The organism is Nocardia sp. JCM 34519.1, from assembly GCF_020361265.1.
GTDB classification, from domain to species: domain Bacteria; phylum Actinomycetota; class Actinomycetes; order Mycobacteriales; family Mycobacteriaceae; genus Nocardia; species Nocardia arthritidis_A.
Genome location: NZ_JAIRBR010000013.1, coordinates 197,559 through 222,614, shown reverse-complemented (window position 1 = coordinate 222,614; position 25,056 = coordinate 197,559). Strand labels below are relative to the sequence as shown.

The 25,056-nt window shown below is 67.0% G+C and carries 26 protein-coding genes; 3 read left to right on the top strand and 23 right to left on the bottom strand.

Annotated elements, in window-relative coordinates; translation table 11 throughout:
- Nucleotides 1-5 precede the first annotated feature (5 nt).
- From LGY53_RS28685 to LGY53_RS28635, 11 genes are all read right to left on the bottom strand, one after another.
- On the bottom strand, nucleotides 6-929 hold the full coding sequence (locus tag LGY53_RS28685) for a tyrosine recombinase XerC (RefSeq protein ID WP_225729807.1): 924 nt from the start codon (nucleotides 927-929) through the stop codon (nucleotides 6-8).
- A 17-nt stretch (nucleotides 930-946) separates the two neighbouring features.
- Entirely contained in the window at nucleotides 947-1,132 is a 186-nt protein-coding gene (locus LGY53_RS28680; protein WP_225729806.1) for a hypothetical protein, read from the bottom strand.
- Between the two features lie 213 nt (nucleotides 1,133-1,345).
- Nucleotides 1,346-2,488, bottom strand: a complete 1,143-nt coding sequence (dprA, locus tag LGY53_RS28675; protein WP_225729846.1) for a DNA-processing protein DprA — start codon at nucleotides 2,486-2,488, stop codon at nucleotides 1,346-1,348.
- A 153-nt stretch (nucleotides 2,489-2,641) separates the two neighbouring features.
- Nucleotides 2,642-4,150, bottom strand: a complete 1,509-nt coding sequence (locus LGY53_RS28670) for a YifB family Mg chelatase-like AAA ATPase (RefSeq protein WP_225729805.1) — start codon at nucleotides 4,148-4,150, stop codon at nucleotides 2,642-2,644.
- Nucleotide 4,151: 1 nt separating this feature from the next.
- A complete protein-coding gene (locus LGY53_RS28665) occupies nucleotides 4,152-4,508 on the bottom strand; it encodes a YraN family protein (RefSeq protein ID WP_225729804.1) in 357 nt (118 codons plus the stop codon).
- A 150-nt stretch (nucleotides 4,509-4,658) separates the two neighbouring features.
- Nucleotides 4,659-4,964 (bottom strand): DUF2469 domain-containing protein, encoded by a 306-nt coding sequence (locus LGY53_RS28660; RefSeq protein ID WP_011210678.1) that lies wholly within the window; start codon nucleotides 4,962-4,964, stop codon nucleotides 4,659-4,661.
- Nucleotides 4,965-5,010: 46 nt separating this feature from the next.
- Complete coding sequence (locus LGY53_RS28655) at nucleotides 5,011-5,766, bottom strand: ribonuclease HII (protein WP_225729803.1); 756 nt, start codon at nucleotides 5,764-5,766, stop codon at nucleotides 5,011-5,013.
- Nucleotides 5,767-5,924: 158 nt separating this feature from the next.
- Nucleotides 5,925-6,686 carry a signal peptidase I gene (gene lepB, locus LGY53_RS28650; RefSeq protein WP_225729845.1) on the bottom strand — a complete coding sequence of 254 codons (762 nt, stop codon included), beginning with the start codon at nucleotides 6,684-6,686 and terminating at the stop codon, nucleotides 5,925-5,927.
- 125 nt (nucleotides 6,687-6,811) lie between these two features.
- Entirely contained in the window at nucleotides 6,812-7,606 is a 795-nt protein-coding gene (lepB, locus tag LGY53_RS28645; protein WP_225729802.1) for a signal peptidase I, read from the bottom strand.
- A gap of 77 nt (nucleotides 7,607-7,683) precedes the next feature.
- The gene (gene rplS / locus LGY53_RS28640) at nucleotides 7,684-8,025 is read right to left on the bottom strand and encodes a 50S ribosomal protein L19 (protein WP_011210681.1); all 342 of its coding nucleotides are present in this window, start codon (nucleotides 8,023-8,025) and stop codon (nucleotides 7,684-7,686) included.
- Between the two features lie 193 nt (nucleotides 8,026-8,218).
- Entirely contained in the window at nucleotides 8,219-8,803 is a 585-nt protein-coding gene (locus tag LGY53_RS28635; RefSeq protein ID WP_225729801.1) for a helix-turn-helix domain-containing protein, read from the bottom strand.
- A 74-nt stretch (nucleotides 8,804-8,877) separates the two neighbouring features.
- Here LGY53_RS28635 and LGY53_RS28630 point away from each other — a divergent pair, with 74 nt between their 5' ends.
- Nucleotides 8,878-9,306 (top strand): hypothetical protein, encoded by a 429-nt coding sequence (locus tag LGY53_RS28630; protein ID WP_225729800.1) that lies wholly within the window; start codon nucleotides 8,878-8,880, stop codon nucleotides 9,304-9,306.
- Between the two features lie 37 nt (nucleotides 9,307-9,343).
- Here LGY53_RS28630 and LGY53_RS28625 read toward each other — a convergent pair whose 3' ends face one another.
- The 4 genes from LGY53_RS28625 to LGY53_RS28610 form a co-directional block, all read right to left on the bottom strand.
- On the bottom strand, nucleotides 9,344-10,273 hold the full coding sequence (locus LGY53_RS28625; RefSeq protein ID WP_225729799.1) for a hypothetical protein: 930 nt from the start codon (nucleotides 10,271-10,273) through the stop codon (nucleotides 9,344-9,346).
- 16 nt (nucleotides 10,274-10,289) lie between these two features.
- A complete protein-coding gene (locus LGY53_RS28620) occupies nucleotides 10,290-12,683 on the bottom strand; it encodes a Tex family protein (RefSeq protein ID WP_308103007.1) in 2,394 nt (797 codons plus the stop codon).
- Between the two features lie 124 nt (nucleotides 12,684-12,807).
- A complete protein-coding gene (locus tag LGY53_RS28615) occupies nucleotides 12,808-14,451 on the bottom strand; it encodes an AMP-binding protein (protein ID WP_225729798.1) in 1,644 nt (547 codons plus the stop codon).
- Nucleotides 14,451-16,118 carry an AMP-binding protein gene (locus LGY53_RS28610; protein WP_374111251.1) on the bottom strand — a complete coding sequence of 556 codons (1,668 nt, stop codon included), beginning with the start codon at nucleotides 16,116-16,118 and terminating at the stop codon, nucleotides 14,451-14,453. The genes LGY53_RS28615 and LGY53_RS28610 overlap by 1 nt, the downstream gene beginning before the upstream one ends.
- A 110-nt stretch (nucleotides 16,119-16,228) precedes the next feature.
- Here LGY53_RS28610 and LGY53_RS28605 point away from each other — a divergent pair, with 110 nt between their 5' ends.
- Both LGY53_RS28605 and LGY53_RS28600 read left to right on the top strand, forming a co-directional pair.
- Entirely contained in the window at nucleotides 16,229-17,074 is an 846-nt protein-coding gene (locus LGY53_RS28605; RefSeq protein ID WP_225729796.1) for a LuxR C-terminal-related transcriptional regulator, read from the top strand.
- A 22-nt stretch (nucleotides 17,075-17,096) separates the two neighbouring features.
- Nucleotides 17,097-18,278, top strand: coding sequence for a PQQ-binding-like beta-propeller repeat protein (locus LGY53_RS28600; protein WP_225729795.1), 1,182 nt, complete (start codon nucleotides 17,097-17,099; stop codon nucleotides 18,276-18,278).
- Between the two features lie 11 nt (nucleotides 18,279-18,289).
- Here the strand turns inward: LGY53_RS28600 and LGY53_RS28595 are convergent, their stop codons facing one another.
- From LGY53_RS28595 to LGY53_RS28560, 8 genes are all read right to left on the bottom strand, one after another.
- Nucleotides 18,290-19,627, bottom strand: coding sequence for a Fic family protein (locus tag LGY53_RS28595; protein WP_225729794.1), 1,338 nt, complete (start codon nucleotides 19,625-19,627; stop codon nucleotides 18,290-18,292).
- Nucleotides 19,628-19,884: 257 nt separating this feature from the next.
- Complete coding sequence (trmD, locus tag LGY53_RS28590) at nucleotides 19,885-20,577, bottom strand: tRNA (guanosine(37)-N1)-methyltransferase TrmD (RefSeq protein ID WP_225729793.1); 693 nt, start codon at nucleotides 20,575-20,577, stop codon at nucleotides 19,885-19,887.
- Nucleotides 20,574-21,098 (bottom strand): ribosome maturation factor RimM, encoded by a 525-nt coding sequence (rimM, locus tag LGY53_RS28585; protein ID WP_225729792.1) that lies wholly within the window; start codon nucleotides 21,096-21,098, stop codon nucleotides 20,574-20,576. The genes trmD and rimM overlap by 4 nt, the downstream gene beginning before the upstream one ends.
- Nucleotides 21,099-21,341 (bottom strand): RNA-binding protein, encoded by a 243-nt coding sequence (locus LGY53_RS28580; protein ID WP_011210690.1) that lies wholly within the window; start codon nucleotides 21,339-21,341, stop codon nucleotides 21,099-21,101. It abuts the gene before it with no gap.
- 82 nt (nucleotides 21,342-21,423) lie between these two features.
- Nucleotides 21,424-21,849 (bottom strand): 30S ribosomal protein S16, encoded by a 426-nt coding sequence (gene rpsP, locus LGY53_RS28575; protein ID WP_225729843.1) that lies wholly within the window; start codon nucleotides 21,847-21,849, stop codon nucleotides 21,424-21,426.
- A 279-nt stretch (nucleotides 21,850-22,128) separates the two neighbouring features.
- Nucleotides 22,129-22,869, bottom strand: a complete 741-nt coding sequence (locus LGY53_RS28570) for a class I SAM-dependent methyltransferase (protein ID WP_225729791.1) — start codon at nucleotides 22,867-22,869, stop codon at nucleotides 22,129-22,131.
- A 63-nt stretch (nucleotides 22,870-22,932) separates the two neighbouring features.
- On the bottom strand, nucleotides 22,933-24,027 hold the full coding sequence (locus LGY53_RS28565; protein WP_225729790.1) for an amidohydrolase family protein: 1,095 nt from the start codon (nucleotides 24,025-24,027) through the stop codon (nucleotides 22,933-22,935).
- A 50-nt stretch (nucleotides 24,028-24,077) separates the two neighbouring features.
- On the bottom strand, nucleotides 24,078-25,001 hold the full coding sequence (locus tag LGY53_RS28560) for a LysR family transcriptional regulator (protein ID WP_225729789.1): 924 nt from the start codon (nucleotides 24,999-25,001) through the stop codon (nucleotides 24,078-24,080).
- Between the last annotated feature and the right edge of the window lie 55 nt (nucleotides 25,002-25,056).

The following is a 25,056-nucleotide window of genomic DNA, read 5'->3' as shown; positions in this document are numbered from 1 at the left end:
GCCGTTCAGGCGCGCGGATGGGCCTGGTCGTGCACCTTCTTCAAGCGTTCGATGGACACGTGTGTGTACAGCTGGGTGGTCGCCATGCTCGCGTGGCCGAGCAGCTCCTGCACCACCCGCAGGTCCGCGCCGCCCTCCAGCAGGTGGGTGGCCGCGGTGTGCCGCAAACCGTGCGGACCCATATCGGGCGCGCCCGGAATGGCGGAAACCACCTCGTGCACAACGCTTCTGGCCTGGCGCTGGTCCAACCTGCGCCCGCGACGGCCGAGCAACAGCGCGCGACCCGATTCGGCGGCGGCGAAGGCGGGGCGCCCGAACCGCAGCCAGGCCGCCACCGCCGCGTCCGCCGGTCCGCCGAACGGGACAGAGCGCTCCTTGTTGCCCTTACCGAGCACGCGCACCAACCGCCGTTCCCGGTCCACATCCTCGATGTCCAGCCCGCACAGCTCACTGACCCGGATACCGGTCGAATACAGCAGCTCGACGATCAGCCGGTCTCGCAGCGCCATCGGATCCTGCTGGGCCGCACCGGATTCCGCCGCGTCCATGGCCTCGAGCGCCTGCTGTCTGCCGAGGACGGCAGGCAGCACCCGGTGCGCCTTGGGTGAGCCGAGCCGCAGGCCGGGATCGGTGGCGAGCCGCCCGGTCCTGGTGAGCCACGCCGTGAACGTGCGCGCCGAGGACGCCCGCCGCGCCATGGTGGTGCGGGCCGCACCACTCGCCGACTGAGCCGCCAACCAGGATCGCAGCAGCGCCAGATCCAGCTCCCGCACCGCCGAATCCGACGACCGGGCATATAGGTGGCCCAGCAGCGACCGCGCGTCCCCGAGGTAGGCGCGCACGGTATGCGCCGACCGGTTCCGCCCCAACCGCAGATGCCGCCCGTACTCGGCCAGCAGCCCCTCCAGATCCTCCGGCAGTTCCTCCATCCCTCCACCGTCGCGGCTCACTTCTGGTCACGCAAGTCACCGCGCCGCCGCCACCCGCCCACACGTTCGACGTGGCCCGCCCACGACCAACCCGACGCAGCATTCCGCCACAGCACCCGGGCCACAGCGACCACCAGTTCCTGCCACGCCAGTTCCGGCACCGACATCCCGGGTAGCCCGCCGAACGACAGATCCGAATCCACCAGCCGTCGAGCGCCGCATCCTGCTGAGCGGAGGTGACGCGGTGCGTGCCAACCATCGCCCATACCTCACCGCAGGATGCCCAGCCACTTCGTCCCGAGCGCTGCCTATCACCCACTCCGACAACGGATCCGCCGCAACAACAGGCCGAGCCCCGACGACCATCCATCGCCGAACACCGCACCGAACGAGGGCGATCCGAGTGGCCGACCTGCTCATCCGGATTCGCGGCTTACCGCACGACGCCGGGTGACAGCGGTTCGGTGCCAACCGTTTTCGTCGGTGCCGACCAGTTCGGCCAGTTCGAGTGCGGACAGTGCGGCGCGGACGGCGGGCAGGGCGAGGCCGGAGCGGTCGGCGAGTTCGCGGGGTTGGCGCGAGCCGATGGTCGGCAGCGCGTCGAAGACCTGGGCGAGCTCACCGGTGAGCGCGTCGGTGCGGTCGGCTACGGGTGGGCCGTCGGGCAGCGACAGCCGCAGCGGACCGGTCTCGTCGATGATCTCCTCGGCCCTCGTCACCAGCAGCGCCTCGCCGTCGCGGATCATCCGGTGACAGCCCGCGGAACTGGCCGAGGTGACCGGGCCCGGTATCGCCAACGCCGGACGGCCGAGGCGGCGAGCCCATTTCGCGGTGTTGCGGGCGCCGCTGCGCACCCCCGCCTCCACCACGACCACACCGTCGGACAGCGCCGCGATCAACCGATTCCGGGCCAGGAACTGATGTTTGCGCACAACCGTGCCGGGCGGATATTCGCTGAGCACCAAACCGGTTTCGGCGATTTCGGCGAGCAACCGTTCGTGTTCGACGGGATACGGGCGATCCACGCCGCATGCCAGCACCGCGATCGTCGTCCCGCCCACCGCGAGCGCCGCCCGGTGCGCGATGCCATCAATGCCATACGCCGCGCCGGAGACGATCGTCCAATCCCGTTCGGCGAGTTCGCCCGCCACCTCGGCGGTGACCTGCCTGCCGTAACCGCTGTTGCATCGCGCACCCACCAGCGCAACCGCACGTTCCGTCGACTCGGGCAGCGAGCACGGACCGCGCACCCACAGCACCAGCGGCACCACGCCGCCCGGGTCGCGGGCCGCGTCGAGTTGGGCGAGGCCGAGCATGCGCCAGGCGGGCCATTCGATGTCGTCGGGCGTGACGACGCGCCCGCCGATTCGCTCTATCAACTCCAGATCCCGTGCCGCCCTGTCGATTCCACGTCGCTGCTCGGTGGGTTTGCGCAGTGATTCGGGAAGTGCGGACTCCCGCACCGCACGCGCGGCCTCGACCACGCCGACCGATTCGATCAGCGCCGACAGCGCCGCGCACGGCCCCGCCACCACCCGGGACAGGTAAACCCACGCCAACCGCCGCTCATCAACGGAATCCGCATCCAGATCCACCGTCGGCGACCACCCACGCGCCCCCACATCCGCCACCGCCCCACGCGGTTCACCCACAGCACCCTCCCGTGCTCCGCCGCCGTACATTTCGGCACGCAAGCCGATTCATCGCGTCGCTCATGACGCGCTCCGCTGCCGGAAGTTCAGGGCGAGCAGAACGTCCTGTTGGGCAGGCATGGTGGCACCGCGCAGGTCGGCGATGGTCCAGGCGCAGCGGATGGCTCGGTCGGCGGCACGGGCGGACATGCGGCCGAGGCGAAGGGCGGCCTCGATCGGCGCCACCGCGTCGGGCGGCAGCCGGAATCGTTGGCGCAGAATGTGTCCCGGTACCTCAGCGTTGGTGGTCCAGCCGTATTCGCGCCAGCGCTCGATCGCCGCCGACCGCGCGACCGCCACCCTGGCGCGCACCACCTCGCTGCTCTCCGCCGAATCACTGCTCAACGCGGCCCCGGCTTGACCGTGCATCTGCACCCAGATATCGATGCGATCCATCAGCGGACCGGACAGTTTGCCGAGATACCGGCGGCGGGCCAGCGGCGCGCAGATACAGTCCACGTCGCGGGCAGGCGCACACGGGCAGGGGTTCGCCGCCAACACCAGTTGGAAGCGGGCGGGATATCTGGCGACGCCGTCACGCCGGGCGATGCGAACCTCGCCCTCTTCCAACGGTGTTCGCAACGCCTCCAGCACCTTGGTGCTGATCTCTGCGCACTCGTCGAGGAAAAGGACACCGCGGTGGGCCCGGCTGACGGCGCCGGGCCGGGCCGAACCCGTTCCGCCGCCGATCATCGCGGCAGCCGAGGTCGAATGATGCGGTGCGACGAACGGTGGCGTGGTGATCAGCGGTTGTTCGCCCGAGAGCGCGCCCGCCACCGAATGGATGGCCGTCACCTCCAGCGCCTCCGATTCGGTCAGCGGCGGCAGCAAGCCCGGAAGACGTTGCGCCAGCATGGTTTTCCCGATGCCCGGCGGACCGGTAAGCAGCAGGTGATGGCCACCCGCCGCCGCCACCTCCAGCGCCCAGCGGGCCTCGTCCTGGCCGACCACCTCGCTGAGGTCGCCGCCGGGGCGCACGACATCGGGCAGCGTGCCATCCGGTTCGGACAGTGCGCCCTCGCCGCGCAGCCATGCGATGAGAGTGCGCAGGCTCGACGCGCCGAAAACCGTTATCCCGTCCACCAATCCGGCCTCGGCCAGCGCCGCCTCGGGCACCACCACCGTCGGCCGACCGGCATTGCGCGCCGTGATCACCGCGGGCAGGATGCCGCGGACCCGGCGGACGCGGCCGTCGAGCGCCAACTCCCCGAGCAGCACGGACTTGGCGAGCCGTTCGGACGGGATCACCCCCGCCGCATCCAGAACGGCTGCGGCACAAGCCAGGTCGTATACGCTGCCGACCTTCGGCAGGGTGGCCGGGGACAGCGCCAGGATGACCCGGCCGTCCGGCCACTTCTCCCCCGAATTCGCCACCGCGGCGCGCACCCGATCGCGCGATTCGCTCAACGCGGTATCGGGCAGACCGACCAGATGCACCGATGGCAGCCCCTGACCGACATCGGCCTCGATTTCGACCAGCTGACCGTCGATCCCGGTCACGGCGACGGAATAGGCTCGGCCGAGGGCCATTTCAGAACACCCCCCGCAGATGTTCGATCTGCGGCCGGAAGCCGCGGCGCAGCAGCACCGACACCACGTCGAAGCGGACATTCGGCCAACGCCCGTCTTGTTCGGCCAGCCAGAGCAAGGCGAGCCGCCGAATGCGTTGCTGTTTGGTGAACGTCACCGATTCGGCAGGTACGCCGTAACCCATCCCCGTACGCGTTTTGACCTCGACGAACGCGGTGACCGCCGGATCACGGGCGATCAGATCCAATTCGCCGTACCTGCACCGCCAGTTCCGCGCGACGATCTCCATTCCCGCATCCCGCAGGAACCGGGCCGCGAGCTCTTCCCCGTGCGCGCCGAGCGCCTTCTTGTCTGCCACCGGATCAGCGTGACCCGTACCCGGTCCGCGCCTGACGACGCGACCTGGGCGAATACAAACCCTGTTGATAACCGCCCGGCTGTGGACAACCCGCCGCGGCAGGCGCTACGCGCGACGGATTCTGTCGGTGCCGTGCGGTAAGGGCGCGCCTTACTCCGGCAACCGCAGGTCGGGTTTCTCCAACTCCTCGATATTCACGTCCTTGAACGTGATCACCCGGACGTGTTTGACGAAACGCGCGGGCCGGTACATATCCCAGACCCAGGCGTCGCTCATCCGTACCTCGAAGTACACCTCACCGTCGGCGTTCTGCGGCCGCAGCTCTACGGAGTTGGCGAGGTAGAAGCGGCGCTCGGTCTCCACCACGTACGAGAACTGACCGACGATGTCCTTGTACTCGCGATACAGCGAGAGTTCCATCTCGGTTTCGTATTTCTCCAGGTCCTCGGCACTCATCGGGTGGGACTTCCTCCTTCTGGCCGCACTGCGTCGGGTTCTGACATCATCGCGCATGGGCGGCGTCGGTAGCCACTCGGCCTTCGGCGTCGACGCCTTCGGCCAGGACCGCGTCGGCGTAGTCGACCGGCGATCCGCCCGTTTCCCGGACGTTGCGCCAGGATCTGCGGTGCTCGCTGCTCGGTCCGAGGCGGTTCAGCGCGGCGATGTGCTCGGGTGTGTTGTAACCCTTGTGCGCCGCGAAACCATACCCGGGGAACCGTTCGTCCAGCTCGACCATGATCCGGTCCCGGGTGACCTTGGCCAGGATGCTGGCCGCGGCGATGCAGGCGGCCGCGGCGTCGCCGCCGATCACCGGCAGTGACGGCACGGGTATGCCGGGCACGCGGAACCCGTCGGTGAGCACGTATCCGGGCTGGTGTGCGAGTCCGGCGACCGCGCGGCGCATGCCCTCGATATTGGCGACGTGGATCCCGATCGAATCGATCTCCCAGGCCGGGACGACGATCACGTTGTAGGCCAGCGACAGCCGGGTGATGACCGGGAACAGCTCCTCGCGCGCGGCCTCGGTGAGCTTCTTCGAATCGTCGAGCCCGGCCAGCTTGTCGTATGCCTTGGGCGCGAGCAGGCAGGCGGCGATCACCAGCGGCCCCGCGCACGGACCGCGCCCGGCCTCGTCGACCCCGGCCACCGGCCCGAGCCCACCGCGAATCAACGCCGCCTCCAACGTGCGCAATCCGCCGGCCTTCCGCATCACCGCACGCGGCGGCCAACCCGGTGCGGTCCAGCCACGTTGAGCCACCCGACTACCTCGCGCCACTCGCCCTTGCCCCACCGTCCAATTATCCTGCGGCCCTGACGAACTAAATCGTCCGGGGTCCGGCATCGACTTCGGGCCGACGCGTCCGCGAGGCTACATCGCCGACGAGCCCGCTTCCAGCAGACATGGTGATACCCGCGCTACTGCTGTGGGTCCTGTGCGCGCACTGGACCGATTCGGCCCGGCGGCCAGATCTTGAAGACGGCCTTGCCTCGGATGTTGTCGACCGGCACGGTGCCCTGATATTGGTCGGCGACGTGGGCGCGGGAGTCGGCGGATTCGTTGCGGTTATCGCCCATTACCCAGATATTGCCCTCGGGCACCTTGATCGGACCGAACACCCGCCCGGCCGGGTAAACCGCGTTGGCCCCGTTGGGATTCCACGGATAGTCCTTCTTGACGTACGGCTCGTCCAGTGGTTTGCCGTCGACCGTAACCCGGCCCTGCGCGTCGCAGCACTGGACGGTCTGGCCGCCCACCGCGATCACCCGCTTCACCAAATCGTTCTCGTCCGGCGGCACCAGACCGAAGAAGGAGAAGAAGTTCTGCACACCGCGCACAACGACATTGTCCGACCGGATCGACTGGTACCTGGTGTTCCACGATGGCGGACCGACGAACACCACCACGTCGCCGGGTTTCGGATCACCCCAGTAGTAGCTGAGCTTCTCGACGTAAATGCGGTCGCCGGTGCAGCCGGTGCAGCCGTGCAGCGTCGGTTCCATCGACTGCGATGGGATGACGTACGGACGCCCGATGAAGGTGACCATCAGCGCGGCGATCACTGCGGCGATGACGATCAGGATGGGCAGCTCCTGCCAGAACGGGCGCTGCTTCTTGTTCGCCCGCCGCTTGCCGCGGCGCCGACCCGTCCCTTCGCCGTCCGAATCGGACACCGTCATCGACCCACTTTCGTCTGCCACGCGGAACAGAGTAGCCCGGCATCGAACCGAACGTCCGCTGCCGGGCTACCGTGAAGATCTTTCTCAGGAAAGGCGGTTCGACGCCTTTGCCGGCCGCGCCTCGATCAGTGTGATTGCGGGTCCTGTGCATGCACCGGACCGATGCGCGACGGCGGCCAGATCTTGAAGACGGCTTTGCCGCGGACATCCTCGACCGGCACCGTACCCCCGAGCTCATCACCGACGTGTGCGCGCGAGTCCGCGGAATTGCTCCGGTTGTCACCCATCACCCACAGCCGTCCCGGCGGCACGGTGATCGGCCCGAAGATTCGGCCTCGATGCGCGAAGTCCTGGTTCGGTCGATCCGTGTACCACGGGAAGTCGTTCTTCACGTACGGCTCGTCCAATGGTTTGCCGTCGACCATGATCCGGCCCTGGGCGTCGCAGCATTGAACGGTCTGACCGCCGACCGCGATCACCCGCTTCACCAAATCGTTCTCATCCGGCGGCACCAGACCGAAGAACGAGAAGAAGTTCTGGATCCCGCGAACTACGGTGTTGCCCGAGCGAATCGAACGATGACTCCAGTTCCACGACTGGGTGGGACCGACGAATACCACCACGTCACCGGGCTTCGGATCGCTCCAGTAGTAGCTCACCTTCTGCACATAGATTCGGTCCCCTGTACAACCTGTGCAGCCGTGCAGCGTCGGCTCCATCGATTCGGACGGAATGACGTAGGGACGCCCAACGAAGGTCACCATCAGTGCGGCGATCACCGCCGCGATCACGATGAGGATCGGAAGTTCCTGCCAGAACGGACGCTGCTTCTTGGACTTCTTCGCCCTGCGCCGCCCGCGCCGTCCGGTTTCGTTGTCGTCGGGTTCGGAAACCGCCGCCCCCACACTTTCGTCTGCCATGCGAAACAAAGTAGCCCGGCATCGAACCGAACGTCCGATGCCGGGCTACCCGGAAGATCCTCTTCAGGAAAAGGCGGTCAGCGCTTTTCCTTGATCTTGGCGGCCTTGCCGCGCAGATCGCGCAGGTAGTACAGCTTGGCCCGGCGGACGTCACCGCGGGTCACGACATCGATGTGGTCGATGTTGGGGCTGTGGACCGGGAAGGTGCGCTCGACACCGACGCCGAAGGACACCTTGCGGACGGTGAAGGTCTCGCGGATGCCGCCGCCCTGACGCCGGATGACGACGCCCTTGAAGACCTGGATGCGCTCCTTCGAACCTTCGATAACCTTCACATGCACGTTGAGGGTGTCACCCGGTCGAAAGTCGGGAACGTCGCTGCGCAGCGACTTCTCGTCGACGAAGTCAAGGGTGTTCATATCCATCCTTTATGGGTTGGCGCGAACAGAGGACCCTGGCGGCACGCTATGTGCTCGGCCGGTTCATGCTCCGAATAAGTGTGGTCGCCGGGTCGACATCTACCCAGGGCAACCTGAGTATTGTGCCAGATCGGCATACCTGCGGAGAAATCGGACCCCGCGCGGGCGTATCTCCGCATGCGCTCCGGCCATGCTAGGCCGGATCCTCCGGAACGGCGAAGAAGCGGATGTTCATCGCCCGCGCCCCCTCGGGTGCGTCCGCCCGCTGCGTGGCATAGCGCATGACGAGCTCGTGGTACTCGCCGATGAACGCCACCCACTGCTCGTGCGTCATATACGTGCCGGTCCGCCGCACCTGCGCCCAACCGGTCGGACCCGAGTATTCCTTCATGGCACGCAGGTAGAGCTCGATATCCCGACTGGTCTTCAGCCCGGCGAGGTGGGCTGCCGCCGCGTATTCGGCCGGTTCCATCGTCGCCGGATCGGGCGAGGTATGCCCGTACGGCAGCGACTTCCACCAGCGTTCCCGGCCCGCCGACTTCTCCGCGATCTCCTCGATCAGCCCGAGTTCGGCGAGTTTGCGCAGGTGATAGCTGGTGGTGCCGGTGCTTTCGTGCAGCACCTCGGCCAGCGTCGCCGAATTCGCCTCACCGTGTTTGCCGAGGTAGTCGAGGATCTGCGCGCGCAACGGATGCGCGAGCGAGCGATAGAGCGCGGTGCGCTGCGCGCTGGTCATCTGTTCGGCTACGTGTGTCTCTCCGGACCTGTGCGTCGGCATGCGCCCACGATAGCAAAGATTTCTTTGCAAATTCTTATTTGCAGAGATTTCTTTGCGATCGTATGGTTGTCGGCATGACCACTGCGCTCCTCCAGCGACCCAAGCCCATCGGCCGAGCCGTTCGCGACAAGTCCATCCGGGGCAAGGCCCGCAGGCTGATCATGCTCAGCGCCATCGGACTCCTGCCGTGGGCGAGCGTGCTCGCGACAACCCTGCCGAGCAGCACGCACGTCCGGAACTGGTCGACGGCGTGGGTCGGCCTGGATCTATTACTCGCCGCGGGCTGCGGATTGACCGCGATCCTGTTGCACCGCAATGATTCCCGAGCTCGGCTGACCGCGTCCGCGGTGGCGGGCGCGGCGCTGATCGATCTGTGGTTCGACGTGATCACCGCCGAACCGGGCGGGCCGCTGGCCGTCGCGATGCTATGCGCGGTGGCCGAATTCGGTTTGATCGCCGCGTGTATGCACGTCGCACTCGCCACACCGGAACAGCCGGAGTGACGGAAAACCGGTAGACCGCAAACGTTTTCGAGGGCCGTTAAGGCGTACCCGAGGTGCTACGCGCTCCCCCGTCGGCCGAATCCTCCACCGGCGCAGCGGCATCCCCGTCGCCGTGTTCACCGGAGAACAGCCCGTGGTACCGATGCGGTGCGGGCGGCGCCGGCACCACTATCCGGGTCAGCTCCGCCTCGGCCGCACTGCGCACATGCTCCACATCCGGTTTCCCGGCGATCAAGTCCTGTACGAAGATCTTCGCGCGGATCACCGGCCGCCGATAGCGCCGCTCGCGCACGATGGCCCGATACATCAATCGCCTGCGGTCGGCGTAACGCCAGCGCGCCCACGGTGCGCCGGGCCTGCTCAACCGCAGCGCACCGACCACGAGCAGCGGCAGGAAGAACATGCCGAACAGGCCGGTCCAGATCTTGCCCTTGGCGATGACGATCGCGGCCAGCCCGAGATTCACCACCGCGAAGCCGACGACGAAGACCCGCACCTCGGGGCTCGGATCGCGGCGAAAGTCGTTGATATCCAACAACCACAGCGGATGGAAGCCGAGCAGCAGCAGCCCGGTCACCGCGAGCGCGACGAATACCGCGTCGACCGAGGTGCGGCCCTGCTCCTCCCAGTACACGTCGCGCAGATAGAAGATCAGCGCGAATTCGTCGAGCACCAGCGCGGCGCCCACCCCGAAAGCGGACGCCAAAGCGCTGGCGGTGACCGTATCGGCGCTCTGATAGAGGGTGACCATGCCGATGCCGGACAGCAGCACCAGCACCACCCCGAACACCATGTGGTGGATGTGCACGCCGCCGGACCGCAGGTTACCCGGCCACCAGCGCACCTTCTTGCGGATCAGCCGGACGCTGAGCCGGATGAACAGGAACCCGACGATGAACCCGAGCAGGAAGCACAGCAGCGGCAGGCGGCCGTGCGCGATCACATCCTGCTCGAGCCACCGTCGCATGGGGGCCTAAGTCCTCCTACTGCCCGAATCCGGCCCGCCGCAACGCATCCGCCATCGCACCGCTCGGTGCCGGCGCATTGCGGCGCTGGTTGTTGTTGCGGCCCTGCTGGTTTCGCTGACCCTGCTGCTTACCCTGTCCGCCCTGCCGCTGCCGGTTGTCGTTACCGCCGCGGCGCTCGCCCTGTGCCCGTCCGCGCGACTGATCGCCCTTCGGCGCGCCGCCGCTCGGTTCGTCGTCGAGACGCAGCGTCAGCCCGATGCGCTGGCGGGCCACATCGACCTCGACCACCTTCACCTTCACCACGTCACCGGATTTGACCACCTCGCGTGGATCCTTGACGAAGTTGTGCGACATGGCCGACACGTGCACCAGGCCGTCCTGGTGCACGCCGACGTCGACGAACGCGCCGAACGCGGCCACATTGGTGACGACGCCCTCCAGCACCATGCCCGGCTTCAAATCGGCGACTTTCTCGATGCCGGCGGCGAATTCGGCGGTTTTGAATTCCGGGCGCGGGTCGCGGCCCGGCTTCTCCAGCTCGGCGATGATATCGGTGACGGTGGGCACACCGAACTTATCGTCGGTGAATTCGACCGGCTTCAGCGAACGGAGAACCGCTGTGTTGCCGATGATTTCGGAGACGCCGCGCCCGGTGTTCTCCAGGATGCGCCGCACCACCGGGTAGGCCTCGGGGTGCACGGCGGAGGTGTCGAGCGGATCGTCGCCGCCGCGGATGCGCAGGAAGCCCGCGCACTGTTCGAAGGCCTTCGGTCCGAGCCGCGGCACGTCGAGCAGCGCGGTACGGCTGCGGAACGGGCCGTTCTTGTCCCGGTGCGCCACAATGCTTTCCGCGACCGAGGTGGCGATGCCGGACACCCTGGACAGCAGCGGCACCGATGCGGTGTTCACGTCGACGCCGACGGCGTTCACCGCATCCTCGACCACCGCGCCGAGCGAACGGGCCAGCAGCGTCTCCGATACGTCGTGCTGGTACTGGCCGACACCGATGGACTTCGGTTCGATCTTCACCAACTCGGCGAGCGGATCCTGCAGCCGCCGCGCGATCGACACCGCGCCGCGCAGCGACACGTCCATATCGGGCAGCTCCTGCGAGGCATACGCCGACGCGGAATACACCGACGCGCCCGCCTCGGAGACCACGATCTTGGTCGGCTTGTTCTCCGGGATACGCGAAATCAGTTCCGCGGCAAGGGCATCGGTTTCGCGTGAGGCGGTGCCGTTGCCGATCGCGATGAGTTCGACACCGAACCGGGCGACCAGCGCGCCGAGCACCGCGAGCGCCTCCTCGGTCTTGCCCTGCGGTTTGTGCGGGTAGATGACCTGGGTGGCGACCACCTTGCCGGTCGCGTCGACGACGGCCACCTTCACACCGGTGCGGTAGCCCGGATCCAGGCCCATGGTGGTCCTGGTACCGGCGGGCGCGGCCAACAGCAGATCGCGCAGGTTGGCCGCGAATACGTCGACGGCGTCCTTCTCCGCCTGCTGACGCAGCCGCATCCGGGTGTCGATGCCAAGGCTCACTTGAAGTTTCGTGCGCCACGCCCAGCGCACGGTGTCCAACAGCCACGAATCGGCGGGGCGGCCCTTGTCGGCGATGCCGAAGCGCACCGCGATCCGGCCCTCGTAGATGGTCCGCTCGCCAGGTTCGGGCTCTTCGGTGTCCGGTTCGAGGTGCAGCGTCAGCACCTCCTCCTTCTCCCCGCGCAGCAGCGCCAGGATCCGGTGCGAGGGCAGCTTGTCGAACGGCTCGCTGAACTCGAAGTAGTCGGCGAACTTGGCGCCCGCCTCCTCCTTGCCGGGCCGCACCGTCGAGGTGACCTGGCCGCGGTTCCACATCAGCTCGCGCAGCTCGCCGACCAGGTCCGCGTCCTCGGCGAAACGCTCGACCAGGATGGCGCGGGCGCCGTCGAGCTGTTCGGCGGAGTACTGCGCCGGATCGGTGGTCGGATCGTTGATCAGCGCGTCGGCCACCGGCTCGTGCCCGGCCTCGCGGGCGATCTGCGCCTTGGTGCGCCGCTTCGGCTTGTACGGCAGGTAGATGTCCTCCAGCCGGGCCTTGGTCTCGGCCAACAGCAGCTGCCGGTGCAGCGCCTCGTCCAATTTGCCCTGGCCCCGGATGGATTCGATGATCGAGACCCGCCGCTCGTCGAGTTCGCGCAGGTAGTGCAGGCGCTCCTCCAGCGTGCGCAGCTGCGCGTCGTCCAGCCCGCCGGTGACTTCCTTGCGGTAGCGGGCGATGAACGGCACCGTCGAACCGCCGTCGAGCAGATCGACGGCGGCGGCCACCTGGGTCTCCCGCACGCCTAGCTCGTCGGCGATGCGACGGTTGACTCCGGCGATACCGGCTGTGGTGCCGGCCGCCGGGCCGGTCGGTTCGGAACCTGCGATCTCGGGCGCTGTCGTCACAGCCGCAAACACTAGCTCGTCCGCCTCTCCGCGTCTGTTGCCGGTGGTAAGAGCCGCGGCGGTCCGCTCTCGTCGTACGCGACGAATTATCGACGTGCCGCCGAAATCAATTGTCCGGCCTCGCGGCGTCGGCCGGTGCGAGGATCGCCCGCGCGAGTTCGCGCATCCGCGCTTTGCGGATCTTGCCGGTCACCGTCATCGGGAATTCGTCGACGATGTGCACATAGCGCGGGATCTTGAAGTGCGCGAGCTTCCCCGTGCAGAACGCGCGCACCGCGGCCGCGTCCAGTGGGGTCGCGCCCTCGCGCATCCGGATCCAAGCCATCAGCTCCTCACCGTATTTCGGGTCGGGCACGCCGATCACCTGCGCATCCAGAATGTCCGGGTGGGTGTAGAGGAATTCCTCGATCTCGCGCGGGTAGACGTTCTCGCCACCGCGGATCACCATATCCTTGATGCGTCCGGTGATCGCGAGGTAGCCGTCGGCGTCCATCAGGCCGATATCGCCGGTGTGCATCCAGCGGGCCGCATCGATCACCTCGGCCGTTTTCTCCGGTTGTCCCCAGTAGCCGAGCATCACCGAGTAGCCGCGGGTGCACAGTTCACCGGGCTCGCCGCGCGGTACCGTCAAACCCGTTGCGGGATCGATGATTTTGACCTCCAGGTGCGGGCCGACGCGGCCGACGGTCGCGGTGCGGCGATCAATGCTGTCGTCGCGCCGGGTCTGGGTGGAGACCGGTGAGGTCTCGGTCATGCCGTAGCAGATGCAGACCTCGCTCATCCCCATCCGGTCCATCACCCGCTTCATCACCTCCACCGGACAGGGCGAGCCCGCCATGATGCCGGTGCGCAGCGACGAAAGATCGGCCGCCACACCGGAATCCAACGCGTTTAGCAGATCGATGAACATGGTCGGCACGCCGTAGAGCGAGGTACACCGCTCCTCGGCCACCGCGGTCAAGGTGGCCGCCGGATCGAAGGACGGCGCCGGAATGACAATGGCCGCACCGTGACTGGTACTCGCCAGGTTGCCCATCACCATTCCGAAGCAATGGTAGAAAGGCACCGGCACGCAGATCCGGTCCTGCTCGGTATATCCGCACAGCTCGCCGACGAAATACCCGTTGTTCAGGATATTGTGGTGACTGAGCGTCGCACCTTTCGGGAAACCTGTTGTGCCGGAGGTGTATTGGATATTGATCGGATCGTCCATGGACAGGGTCGCCGCGATCTCGGCGAGCCGGTCGGCCTCGATCGCGGTGTGCGCCACCGCATCCCATTCCGGGGTGCCGAGTATCAACACCTGCGCCAGCTCCGGACAGTTCGGACGCACCTGCTCGATCATGCCGACATAATCCGACGACTTGAAGGCGCTCGCGGCGACGAGCAGCCGAATCCCGGACTGGTGCAACACATATTCCAGCTCGCTGGTGCGATAGGCCGGGTTGATGTTCACCAGGATCGCGCCGAGTTTCGCGGTGGCGTACTGCACCAGGAACCATTCGGCGCAGTTCGGCGCCCAGATGCCGACCCGCTCGCCCTTGCTTATGCCCTGCGCGGCAAGGCCGGTGGCCAGGGCGTCCACGGCCGCGGACAGCTCGCGATAGGTCCAGCGGCGCCCGGTCGGGCGGTCCACCAACGCTTCTCGATCCGGATGTGCGGCCACCGTGCGATCGAAATTGCCGCCGATGGTGTCGCCGAGCAGCGGAGTCTCCGAGGCGCCGGAACCATAACTGGGCAGCGCGGACATCACCGGACTCCCTTCTGTCGCAGGATGTATCGCTGCACCTTGCCGCTCGGCGTCTTGGGCAGCTCGTCGACGAAATGCACCCGCCGCGGATAGGCGTGCGCCGCGAATTTCCGTTTGACCAGATCCTGTAATTCGGCCGCCAACTCGTCGCTGCCGTGACAACCCTCGCGCGGCACCACGAATGCCTCGATCACCTCGCCGCGCAGTTCGTCGGGCAGGCCGACCACCGCGGCCTCGGCGACCTGCTCGTGCAGCACCAGCACGCTCTCCACCTCGAACGGGCCGATGCGGTATCCGGCCATGATGATCACGTCGTCGTCGCGGGCGGAGAAGCGGAAGAAGCCGTCGGCGTCGACCGAACCCGCGTCGCCGGTGAGGTACCAGCGGCCGTCCGGGGTGTAGCGCTCGGCGGTGCGTTCGGGTGCGTCCAGGTAGCCGAGGAACCACATCAGGGGGCTGTGCTCGGTATCGATCACCACACGTCCGAGTTCACCCGGTTCGGCCGGTTCATCGATATCCTCGCGCAGCACCCCCAGCGTCCAGCCGGGCAGCGCGCGGCCCATCGAACCGGCCGGGGCGCCCGGGGATGGTAGGGAGGCGGAGCCGACCGGGGGCGGGTAAGCATGAGTGTTCAACGCGTCGTGCCAGGAGTTGCAGATGAGCATGCCGTGCTCGGTCTGGCCGTAGTGGTCGCGCACCGCGACGCCGAGATGCTCGACCGACCAGGCCACCACCTCCGGAGTCAGCGGCTCACCCGCCGACGACGCCCGGCGCAGCGTGAGATGCATTGTGGCCGTTGCGGGATCGCTGCGCAGCGCACGATAGACGGTGGGCGCCGCGGTGAAATTGGTGACGCCGAAACGCTCCAGCACCCGCCGGGTGAGCGCGGGCGCGAAACCGGCGTGCAGCAGCAGGCTGTGCCTGCCGGTGGCGAGCGGGCTCAGGATCGCCCAATACAGCCCATATGCCCATCCGGGATCGGCTGCGTTCCAATACATGTCGTCGGCGCGCACGTCCAGCGCGAATTCCTGGTAGGCGCAGAACGAGGCGAGCGCGCGCAGCGGAATCGGCACGCCCTTGGGCGTTCCGGTGGTGCCACTCGTGAACAGCTGCACCAGGATTCCGTCACCGCCCACGGTCACCGCATCGGCTCGCGCGTCGGCGAGCAGATCCGCGAACGGCACCGCGCCCGCCGGAGCGTCGCCGACGACCACCAGCCGCCACGGCGGATCGGCCGGAATATCCTCGCCCGGGGCGAGTTTCGGCGCTTGGTCCGCGTCGGCGACCACGACGGCCGCATGACTCGCGGCCAGTCGGAACGCGATGGCGGGCGGCGCGAACGCGGTGAACAGTGGGACGTGGACCGCGCCGCGGCGCCAGATGCCGAGCAGCGCGATCACCAACTCCGCCGATTTCGCCATCAGCGTCGCCACCCGGTCACCCGGACCGACCCCGAGTTCGGCCAGACCGGTCGCGAAACGCGCAGAGGCGTCCCGCAATTCGCCGTAGGTGAGCTCGCGCGCCGACAGATCCGGTTCCACGATCGTGAAGGCGACCCGGTCGGCCGGGTGCCGATCGCACAGCAAATCGGCGGCGCACGCCTCGGGTCCGTCGTATTCGTCGATCAACTCGCGCACGCGCGCGGCAAGCTCGGATTCGCCGGTCATCGGTGCCGTACTCATATACCTCTCCTCGACGGGTGATCCAGCCCACCCGATGTCCAATAGGATGTGGGTCACATCACGTTCGCCACTACCCCCGAAAAGGGGTGAATTCTTTGGACACCGCACTGCTGCGCCCCCGCGACGGCGATGCGCTGCGCGCCGAGATCCGCTGGTTGGCGGGCCGGGCCGGGGTGCCGGTGGTGTTCGGCGGCGAGGTGCATCAGGACACGCTGCTCATCTCGGAGCTGGTCGGCACTACAACAAACGCGCTGCGCGGGCTGCCGGTGCTGCGCGCGTCCGGGCTCGGTGGGCGGGTGCTCGACACCAAGCGTCCCGCCTCGGTGGCCGACTACCAGAACGCCTCGACCATCACCCACCACTACGACGGTCCCGTCGCGGGCGAGGGAATTCGCTCGGTGGTCGCCGTACCGGTGGTGGTGGCGGACCGCTCGCGCGCCGTCCTCTACGCGGCGACGCGCGGCGGCATCCCGCTCGGCGACCGCACCACCGATCTGATCATCCAGGCCGGGCGCCGGCTCGCCACCGAGATCACCATTCGCGACGAGGTGGACCGGCGGCTGCGGCTGCTCGAATCCGCCACCCCGACCTCGGCCACCGCGCCCGCGGTGGCCGAGGAACTGCGCGATATCCACGGCGAACTGCTCGGTATCGCGGGCGCGGCCGACGATCGGCTGCGCGGGCGCCTGCACACGGTCTGCGAGCGCCTCGGCCGGGTATTGGTCGGCGAGCCCGCCCCCGATGCACCGCGCCTGTCGAGGCGGGAACTCGACGTGCTGTCGCAGGTCGCCCTGGGGTGCTCGAATCAGGAGGCCGCGCAACGCCTTTCGCTCGGACCGGAAACCGTCAAGAGTTATCTGCGCAATGCCATGATCAAACTCGGCGCGCACAATCGCCACGAGGCCGTCGTGCTGGCCCGGCGGCTCGGGCTGCTGCCCTGACCGGTCTGGTTAAGATCGGCCAATGGGATATCAGGGGTGGAGATCGTTCATGTCGTGTGCGCTCGCCCTGAGCGCCGTCGTCTTGGTGGCCGGGTGCGGAAGTCAGAGCGGCACCGCCGAGCCGACCGGATCGGCGGACGTACCCGCTCTCGATCCGGCCCGGATCCAGAAATTCGACCTCGGCAAATACGATGCGGTCCGGATGACGGCCGCGGGCATCGTCACCATCACCGGTGACGGGCTCAACGGTTACGACCCGCGAACCGGCAAGCAGCGCTGGACCATTCGCCGCGACGGCGCCCAGGTCGACCAGCAGAGCATCTGGCTGCTCGACTCCGGACACGTCCTGCTGGTCGGCTGGAAAAACGTGCCGGAGCGGATCGCCTACGACACCGACAGCGGGCGCGAGCTGTGGCCGACCATGAACCCGTCGTGGAGCGAGGCCGACGTCGTCGCGGGCAATTTCGTCCGCAACGATCCGCGGACCGGACAGCGGAGCTGGTCCATCGACCCCGCGACGGTGGGCTGCGCGGTGCCGCTGCCCGATAAGCCGACGCTGTTCGAAAGCCGCGATGTGCTGCTGTTCCGGTGCCCGAGCAAGGTGGGCAACGATAACGACATGCGCGATCTGCGCATCGGGGCACTCGCCAAGGACACCGGAAAGGTGTTGTGGCAGCGGCAACTCGAAGGGGATCAGAGCATCGCGCGCGGGCCCAGCAATGTCCTCGACGTCCGGCTCGGCGACAAGGCCGACACCGTCGACGTGCGGACGGGTGCGGTGCTCGGCACCAGGAAGCGCCCCGACAGCCCGTGGCGCTACCCCCTCCCCGATGGTTCGGCGCTCGCGATGGACAGCGTGAACCTCGTCGAGGACAAGGAGTTCCGCCTGGTCGCCGCCGACGGCACGGTGAAATGGACGGCACCGTTGCAGGCCGGTGAGCAAACGCTACCCGGCCCGGCCGCCCAGAACGTCGTCCTCGGCACGATGCGTCAACGACAGGGCGACCCCAAGGCCACCTGGATCCTCGCCTGGGACCTGCGCACCGCGAAACGAACCGTCATCCTGGGCCCCGACACCACCGCCCAAAACGAATCCCCTTCCCTGCGTTTCCCCGTCGCCGTCGACACACCTCTGGAGGTTTGGCCTTGGGGTGTCGCCGTAAAGGGAACCGACGGCAGTTTCGCCGTCATACCAGCCGCCTGACCCCGGCGTACTTACCTGTCTGCCAAAACTTTCTCGAAGTTCGGCGCCGGCGACCAAGTGTAGTTGCGTCCTATTTTCGAGCGAACCAGTAGACCGCGCTTCTCGAGATCGTTGAGATCATTTCTGGCCGTCTGATCGGAAACGCCGTGACTGACCATATGAGTCTGGACTGTGTAATGATTACCGGGGTTCTTTATCGACGATTCGATCAGTGCAAGCTGTCGATGGTTGAACTCGCCCCTGCTCGACAGCAAACGACGAGCTTCTTGTAGTTCCGCAGATTTCCTTACAAGATATTGGTTCAGCTCATCCAATGCCTGCTTGATTACCTTCAGGTGATAAATTAGAAAGTATGTGAGGTCGCCCTCGTCCTGCTCGGTCAGAACGAATGAGCGCACATACTGTGCCGGTGCCTTCCTCAGTATTCGAGAGATGGTCAGATATTCGGTGAGCCAGTATCCCTGCTTGAGCATGCTCCAATAGAACAGCGCTCGCGCAGTGCGGCCGTTTCCGTCTTCAAAATAATGATCGTAGCCAGCCATGAAATGTACGATGAGCGCCCGGACCACGGCCGGAACGTATGCCGTTCCGGTACTGGTCGCGTTCGCGAACGCACACAGGGCCTGCAATCTCGCGGGAAGTTGGGCCACCGGCGGTGGTACATGCAGCACGTCGTCTTCTCGGCCGAACACCTTGACCCGGTCGTCCGGGTCAGGGTTGCTTTGTATTCGCCCAGCAGATTCGGGATCGTCCAGAGTGCCGGACGTCACTATTCTATGGAGCTCGCATATCAGCGCGGGCGTAAAGTCTTCATCCCGGTGTTCCGCGACGAACAGCATCGCATTGTAGTTGTTCAAGATCATTCGCTCACTGCGATCGCGTGGCTGACGACCCGACCTGATCAACTCTTTCGCTACGATCCTGCTGGTCGATGCCCCCTCGAGCTGACTCGACGTAATTGATTCCTCGATCAACGAGCTGATGACATAGCGATTTCGGGTAGCCGGATTGGTTACTGGTTCAGGCGCCGCGATCTGCCCGCTTGCTCGCCGAGTTATTTCATCCGTCAATTGGAGCACTTCGTCGGGAAGAGCGTATGTGAACTGCCGACCCCCTATCATCTCGAGTGGCAGGGGTCGCAGCATATTGATTCGCATCATTTTGACCCCGAGCCACCACTCTTGCGGAGTGAGATCCCGAGGTGGCTTCCGGTAGCGCAACTTGTCCCAGGGTAGGTAGGGATCGGATGGGGATGCGATACGAATGGTGGACATCAAAATTGTCGCGAGACGGCCCTTTTCGATCGTGCTCAGCAGCTCGTCGCGGTCGGGTGGCGGCGCCGGGTGCATCAGCCCTCCTCTGGATCGTCAGCCAAAGCCTAACAAATTTTGGTTTTGAGGTTGCTGGCACCGAGCCATCTGGGGTGTCGGTTCCGCACAGTCGTGTGGGCGGCCGATGGCCGGTCAGGTGGTGAAGCCGACAGGTTCGCTATCGCCAAAATTTGGCTGAATTTGGCGTTCGTTTGGGTTTGGGTGCTGCCGGACAAAGCGTTCATCGCGTCCCGCAGGTGCTGGATGCATGGTTCTGCCGAGCGGATGCCGCCGACTCAGTTCGCGTCCGACTCGCCGAGGAGGTCGGGGCGGCGGGTGCGGGTGCGCTGCAGAGACTGTTCGCGGCGCCAGGCGGCGACCTTGGCGTGGTCGCCGGAGAGCAGGATGGGGGGGACTTCGAGGCCGCGCCAGGTGACGGGGCGGGTGTAGCTGGGGCCTTCCAGCAGTCCGTCGGAGAACGAATCTTCTTGGTGGGATTGCTGATTGCCGAGGACGCCGGGCAGCAGGCGGACCACCGCTTCGGCCATGACGAGGACCGCCGCCTCGCCGCCGATCAGCACGTAATCGCCGATGCTGACCTCCTCGACGCGGACGCGGCGGGCGGCGTCGTCGAAGACGCGCTGATCGATGCCCTCGTATCGGCCGCAGGCGAAGACGAGATGTTTCTCCGCGGACCAGCGTTGCGCGGTGGCCTGGGTGAACGGCACGCCCGCCGGTGTCGGGACGACGAGCAGGGCGTCGTCGGGGCAGACGGCGTCGAGGGCGTCGCCCCAGACGGTCGGCTTCATCACCATGCCGGGGCCGCCGCCGTACGGGGCGTCGTCGACCGATTTGTGCACGTCGTGCGTCCAATCGCGCAGATCGTGTACTTCGAGGGAGACGAGTCCCTTATCGATTGCCTTGCCCAGCAACGCCGTTCGCAGCGGTTCCAGGTACTCCGGGAAGATGGTGACTACGTCGAGCCTCATTCCGGATCCAACAGTCCCTCGGGCGGGTCGATGACGACGAGGCCGTCGGCGATCGACACGGTGGGCACGATGGCGGTGACGAATGGGATGAGGATTTCCCGCTCGTCCTCGGCTGCGCGCACCGACAGCAGCTCACCGGCGGCCGAATGCAGCACCTCACGCACGGTGCCGACCGGCGTGCCGTCGGTGAGCTGTACCGTCAGCCCCTCCAGCTCGTGGTCGTAGTACTCGTCCGGATCGTCCGACGGCGGCAGGTCGGCACTGTCCACCACGAACAGCAGGCCGCGCAACGCGTCGGCGGCGGCACGATCGGACACCCCGGCGAGAAAGACCAGGAGTCGGCCCGAGTGTTCCCGGGCCGACTCCACGGTGAAGTCGCGAACCTCTTTCGAGCGCGGCAGCCGGCCACGCAGTCGCGCGCCCGGCGCGAAACGCGCCTCGGGTTCGTCGGTGCGGATCTCGACGACCAGTTCGCCGCGCACGCCGTGCGATTTGGCGACCCGGCCTACGACGAGTTCCATCTACTGGTCGGTGTCGACCACGTCGACCCGGATACCGCGGCCGCCGATACCGGCGACCAGGGTGCGCAGCGCGGTCGCGGTACGTCCGCCGCGACCGATCACCTTGCCCAGGTCATCAGGATGAACATGCACCTCGACGGTGCGTCCGCGGCGGCCGGTGATCAGCTCGACGCGGACGTCATCGGGATTGGCGACGATGCCGCGAACGAGGTGCTCGACGGCATCGGCCACGACCGCACTCACGACTCCGCCTCGCTGGCGCTCGGCTCCGTCGCGAGCGCGATGCGCGCTGCGCCCATGGTTCGCTCGCTACGCTCGCTCACGGTTACTCGGCAGCCTCGGCCTCGGCGGCCTCGTCCTTCTTGGCGGCCTTCTTCTTCGGGGTGACGGCCTCGGCGACCGGCTCGTTGTCGGCGGCGGCCAGCGCGGCGTTGAACAGGTCCAGCTTGGACGGCTTGGCCGCCTTCACCTTCAGCGTGCCCTCGGCGCCCGGCAGGCCCTTGAACTTCTGCCAGTCGCCGGTGATCTCCAGCAGACGCTGCACCGGTTCGGTCGGCTGCGCACCGACACCCAGCCAGTACTGAGCGCGCTCGGAATCGATCTCGATGAGCGACGGCTCTTCCTTCGGGTGGTACTTGCCGATGGACTCGATGGCCCGGCCGTCCCGGCGGGTGCGGGCGTCCGCGATGACGATGCGGTACTGCGGGTTGCGGATCTTGCCCATGCGGGTGAGCTTGATGCGAACAGCCATGCTGTTATATGCCTCTTTCAGGTAGTTGGTCACGGCGCGATTCAGCGACCCGCACGGTCTGCGGGCCCGGTTTCACGCTTGAAGTGTGTGACCGCCGCGCGGTACGTAACCGGAGACGGGCTGACACTGTCCGGAAGGACGGTGCTCCATTCTGCCAGACCGCTGACGCACCCCTGAAATCGGCTCCATCCTGGATCACACCGGCACGTCGAGATCGATCCACAGCGCCACGACTCGGCCTAACCGAACGCACCGGCCCCGCCTCCGGCACGAACGGATTCAGGCCGGTTTGGTGGCGGTGACCGCGCTGGTGGACATCCACGGCCCGGCGAACCACATGCGCCAGCCCAGGGGTTCGATGGTGACGTCGCGGGCGCCGTTGGCGGACAGCACTTCCCGGTATTCCGGCGCCTTGCTGATGTCGGCGATGACCATGCGGCCGCCGGGGCGCAGTACGCGCAGCGCCTCGCGGACGGCGGCGGCGCGGCCGGTGGCGGATTTGATGTTGTGGATGGCCAGGCTGGAGACGACGACATCGAATTCGTTGTCCGGGAACGGCAGCGCGGTCATATCGCCGGTGCACAGCTCGACGCGGTCGGCGACGCCGCAGGCATCGGCGTTGCGTTCGGTGATCTCCGCGCTGTTGCCGGATTGATCGATGGTGCGCCACAGGTCGATGCCGACGACGCGGCCGGTGGACAGCCTGCGCGCCACGGCCAGCAGTACCGCGCCACGGCCGGGGCCGAGATCGAGCACTCGTTCGTCACCGCGCAGCGCGAGCCGATCGAGCAGCTCGCTCCACACCTGGAATTTGCCGCGGCGGGTGCTGTGCAGGAACAGCCCGACCTGGGCGATCATCGCGATGGTGATGATGGCGACCACCCAGAATGCGAGGGCGGTGCCGTATATGCCCACCAGGATCAGTGCGATCAGATAGCCGAGCGCGACGGCGCCGAGTCCGATCAACACATAAGGTGCGTCGAAACCGTAGGACACGCGCGTGGTCCGAGCAGCGATCATCACCTCACTGTAGGAGATTGATCAAAGATGTTCAGCCCCAAGGTATTTGGGTCTGGAGCGAAACTAGCGATGCCCGGTGACCGGACCCCCGCCCTTGACCACTTCGCCGCGCAACACCACATAGTCCGGATTGCCGAGCACCTCGGGATGTGTCCGCGGATCCTCTTGGTAGACAACGAAATCCGCGGGCGCACCGGGCTCGATTCCGGGCCGCCCCAACCAGCCGCGGGCATCCCAGGAAGCCGCGCCCAACGCATCGTGACTCGACAGCCCGGCCCCACGCAGCGCGGCGATCTCGTCGGCGATGCGCCCGTGTCTGATGCCGCCGCCCGCGTCGGTGCCCGCATAGATCGGCACCCCGGCATCGTGCGCGTTGCCCACCGTCTCGCGCACCCGGCGGTGCAGGTCGCGCATGTGCGCGGCGTAGGTGGGGAATTTGGCAGCGCCGTCGGCTATTTCGGGAAACAGCTCGATATTGATCAGCGTCGGGACCAGCGCCGTGCCGCGTTCCACCATCAGCTCGACGGTGTCGTCGGTGAGGCCGGTGCCGTGCTCGAGGCAGTCGATTCCGGCGTTGATCAGTCCGGGCAGCGCGTCCTCGCCGAAGACGTGCGCGGTGACCCTGGCGCCGTTCGCGTGCGCGGCATCGATGGCCTCCTTCAGGATGGCATCGCTCCACAGCGGGCGCAGATCGCCGACGGAGCGGTCGATCCAGTCGCCGACGATCTTCACCCAGCCATCGCCGAAACGGGCCTGTTCGGCGACGATATCGGGCAGGTCACGCTCGTCGTCGAGTTCGATGCCGAGTTCGCGAATGTAGCGTTTGGGCCGGGCGATATGCCTGCCCGCGCGGATGATCCGCGGCAGGTCGGCGTACTCGTCGATGAAGCGGGTATCGATCGGCGATCCGGCGTCGCGCAGCAGCAGCGCACCGGCGTCGCGCTCGATCCGCGCCTGCGCGACGGCACCGGCCCGGTCCTCGTGGCCGCCGCCGTACCGGATGCCGACATGGCAGTGCGCGTCGACCAGTCCCGGCACGATCCATCCTGTGCGGCAAAGGGTTTCGGCGCCAGGCACCGGTTCGAAGGACACCGCGCCCGCCTGCACCCAGATATCGCGGACCTCGTCATCCGGCAGAACAACACCGCGTAGATGCACCGCAACCCTCCTGGACGTCGTGTCCTCAACCTACCTCCGGGAACAAGAACCTAGCCATCGAAGACGACCACACCCGGTCGCTCCCGGCACACCTCCCACACCGCCGCGAGCCCGATTCCGATCAACGGATGGTCGCCGCTTCCCCGCCGCACGCAGATATTGTGCCGCCGGAACGGCCGGGGCTCCCCGTGCAACGGCACCCGGACCACCGCGAGGTCACCGGGCAGATGGGTCAGCCGCGGCACCAGGCTGACCCCGAAGCCCTGCGCGATCATGGCGGAAATCCCGACCCAATCGATCGCGCGATGGCCCACGTGCGGCGTGAACCCCGCGGCGGCGCAGGCGGCCAGCAGGAATTGCTGATGGGCGACGCGATCCGGCGCCCCGATCCACACCTCCCCGGCCGCCTCGGCCAGCGCGATACTCGTCCGCGCGGCGAACGAGTGCCCGGCGGGAACGAGCAGGTCCTGCGGGTCATCCAGCAGGGGCCACTGCTCGAAGCGCAGATCGTCCGGCGGCGGAGTATCAACGGTCGGGAAGACGACGGCGATATCGATATCACCCGCCAGCAGCAGATCCAGGCAGAGCCCGCTCTCGTCGGAGCAGAGCTCGACGGTGAGCCGCGGATGTACCGCGCGCAACCGGGCCGCCGCGGGCGCGACCACCGCGGTCGCCGTCGGCGAGCTGCCGATCCGCAGCACGCCCGCGATGCCGTCGCGATGTGCGGCCAATTCGGTCCGCGCCCGTTCCGCCTGTGCCGCAAGCAGATCCGCGTGCCGCAGCAGGGTGTGCGCGGCTGCGGTGAGCTGGACGCGGCGACCGATCTGTTCCAGCAGTCGCACGTCGAGTTCGTTGGCGAGCTGACGCAACTGCTGGGACACCGTCGACGGCGTCAGGTGCAGCGCCTGCGCCGCCGCGGTCACGGTGCCGTGCTCGCGCACCATGCGAAGGGTATGCAGCCGCGGATCAATCATTCGGTAATTCAACACGATTCGCTGCGGAATCTTTCGATGGACCCGAAAGCCGGAT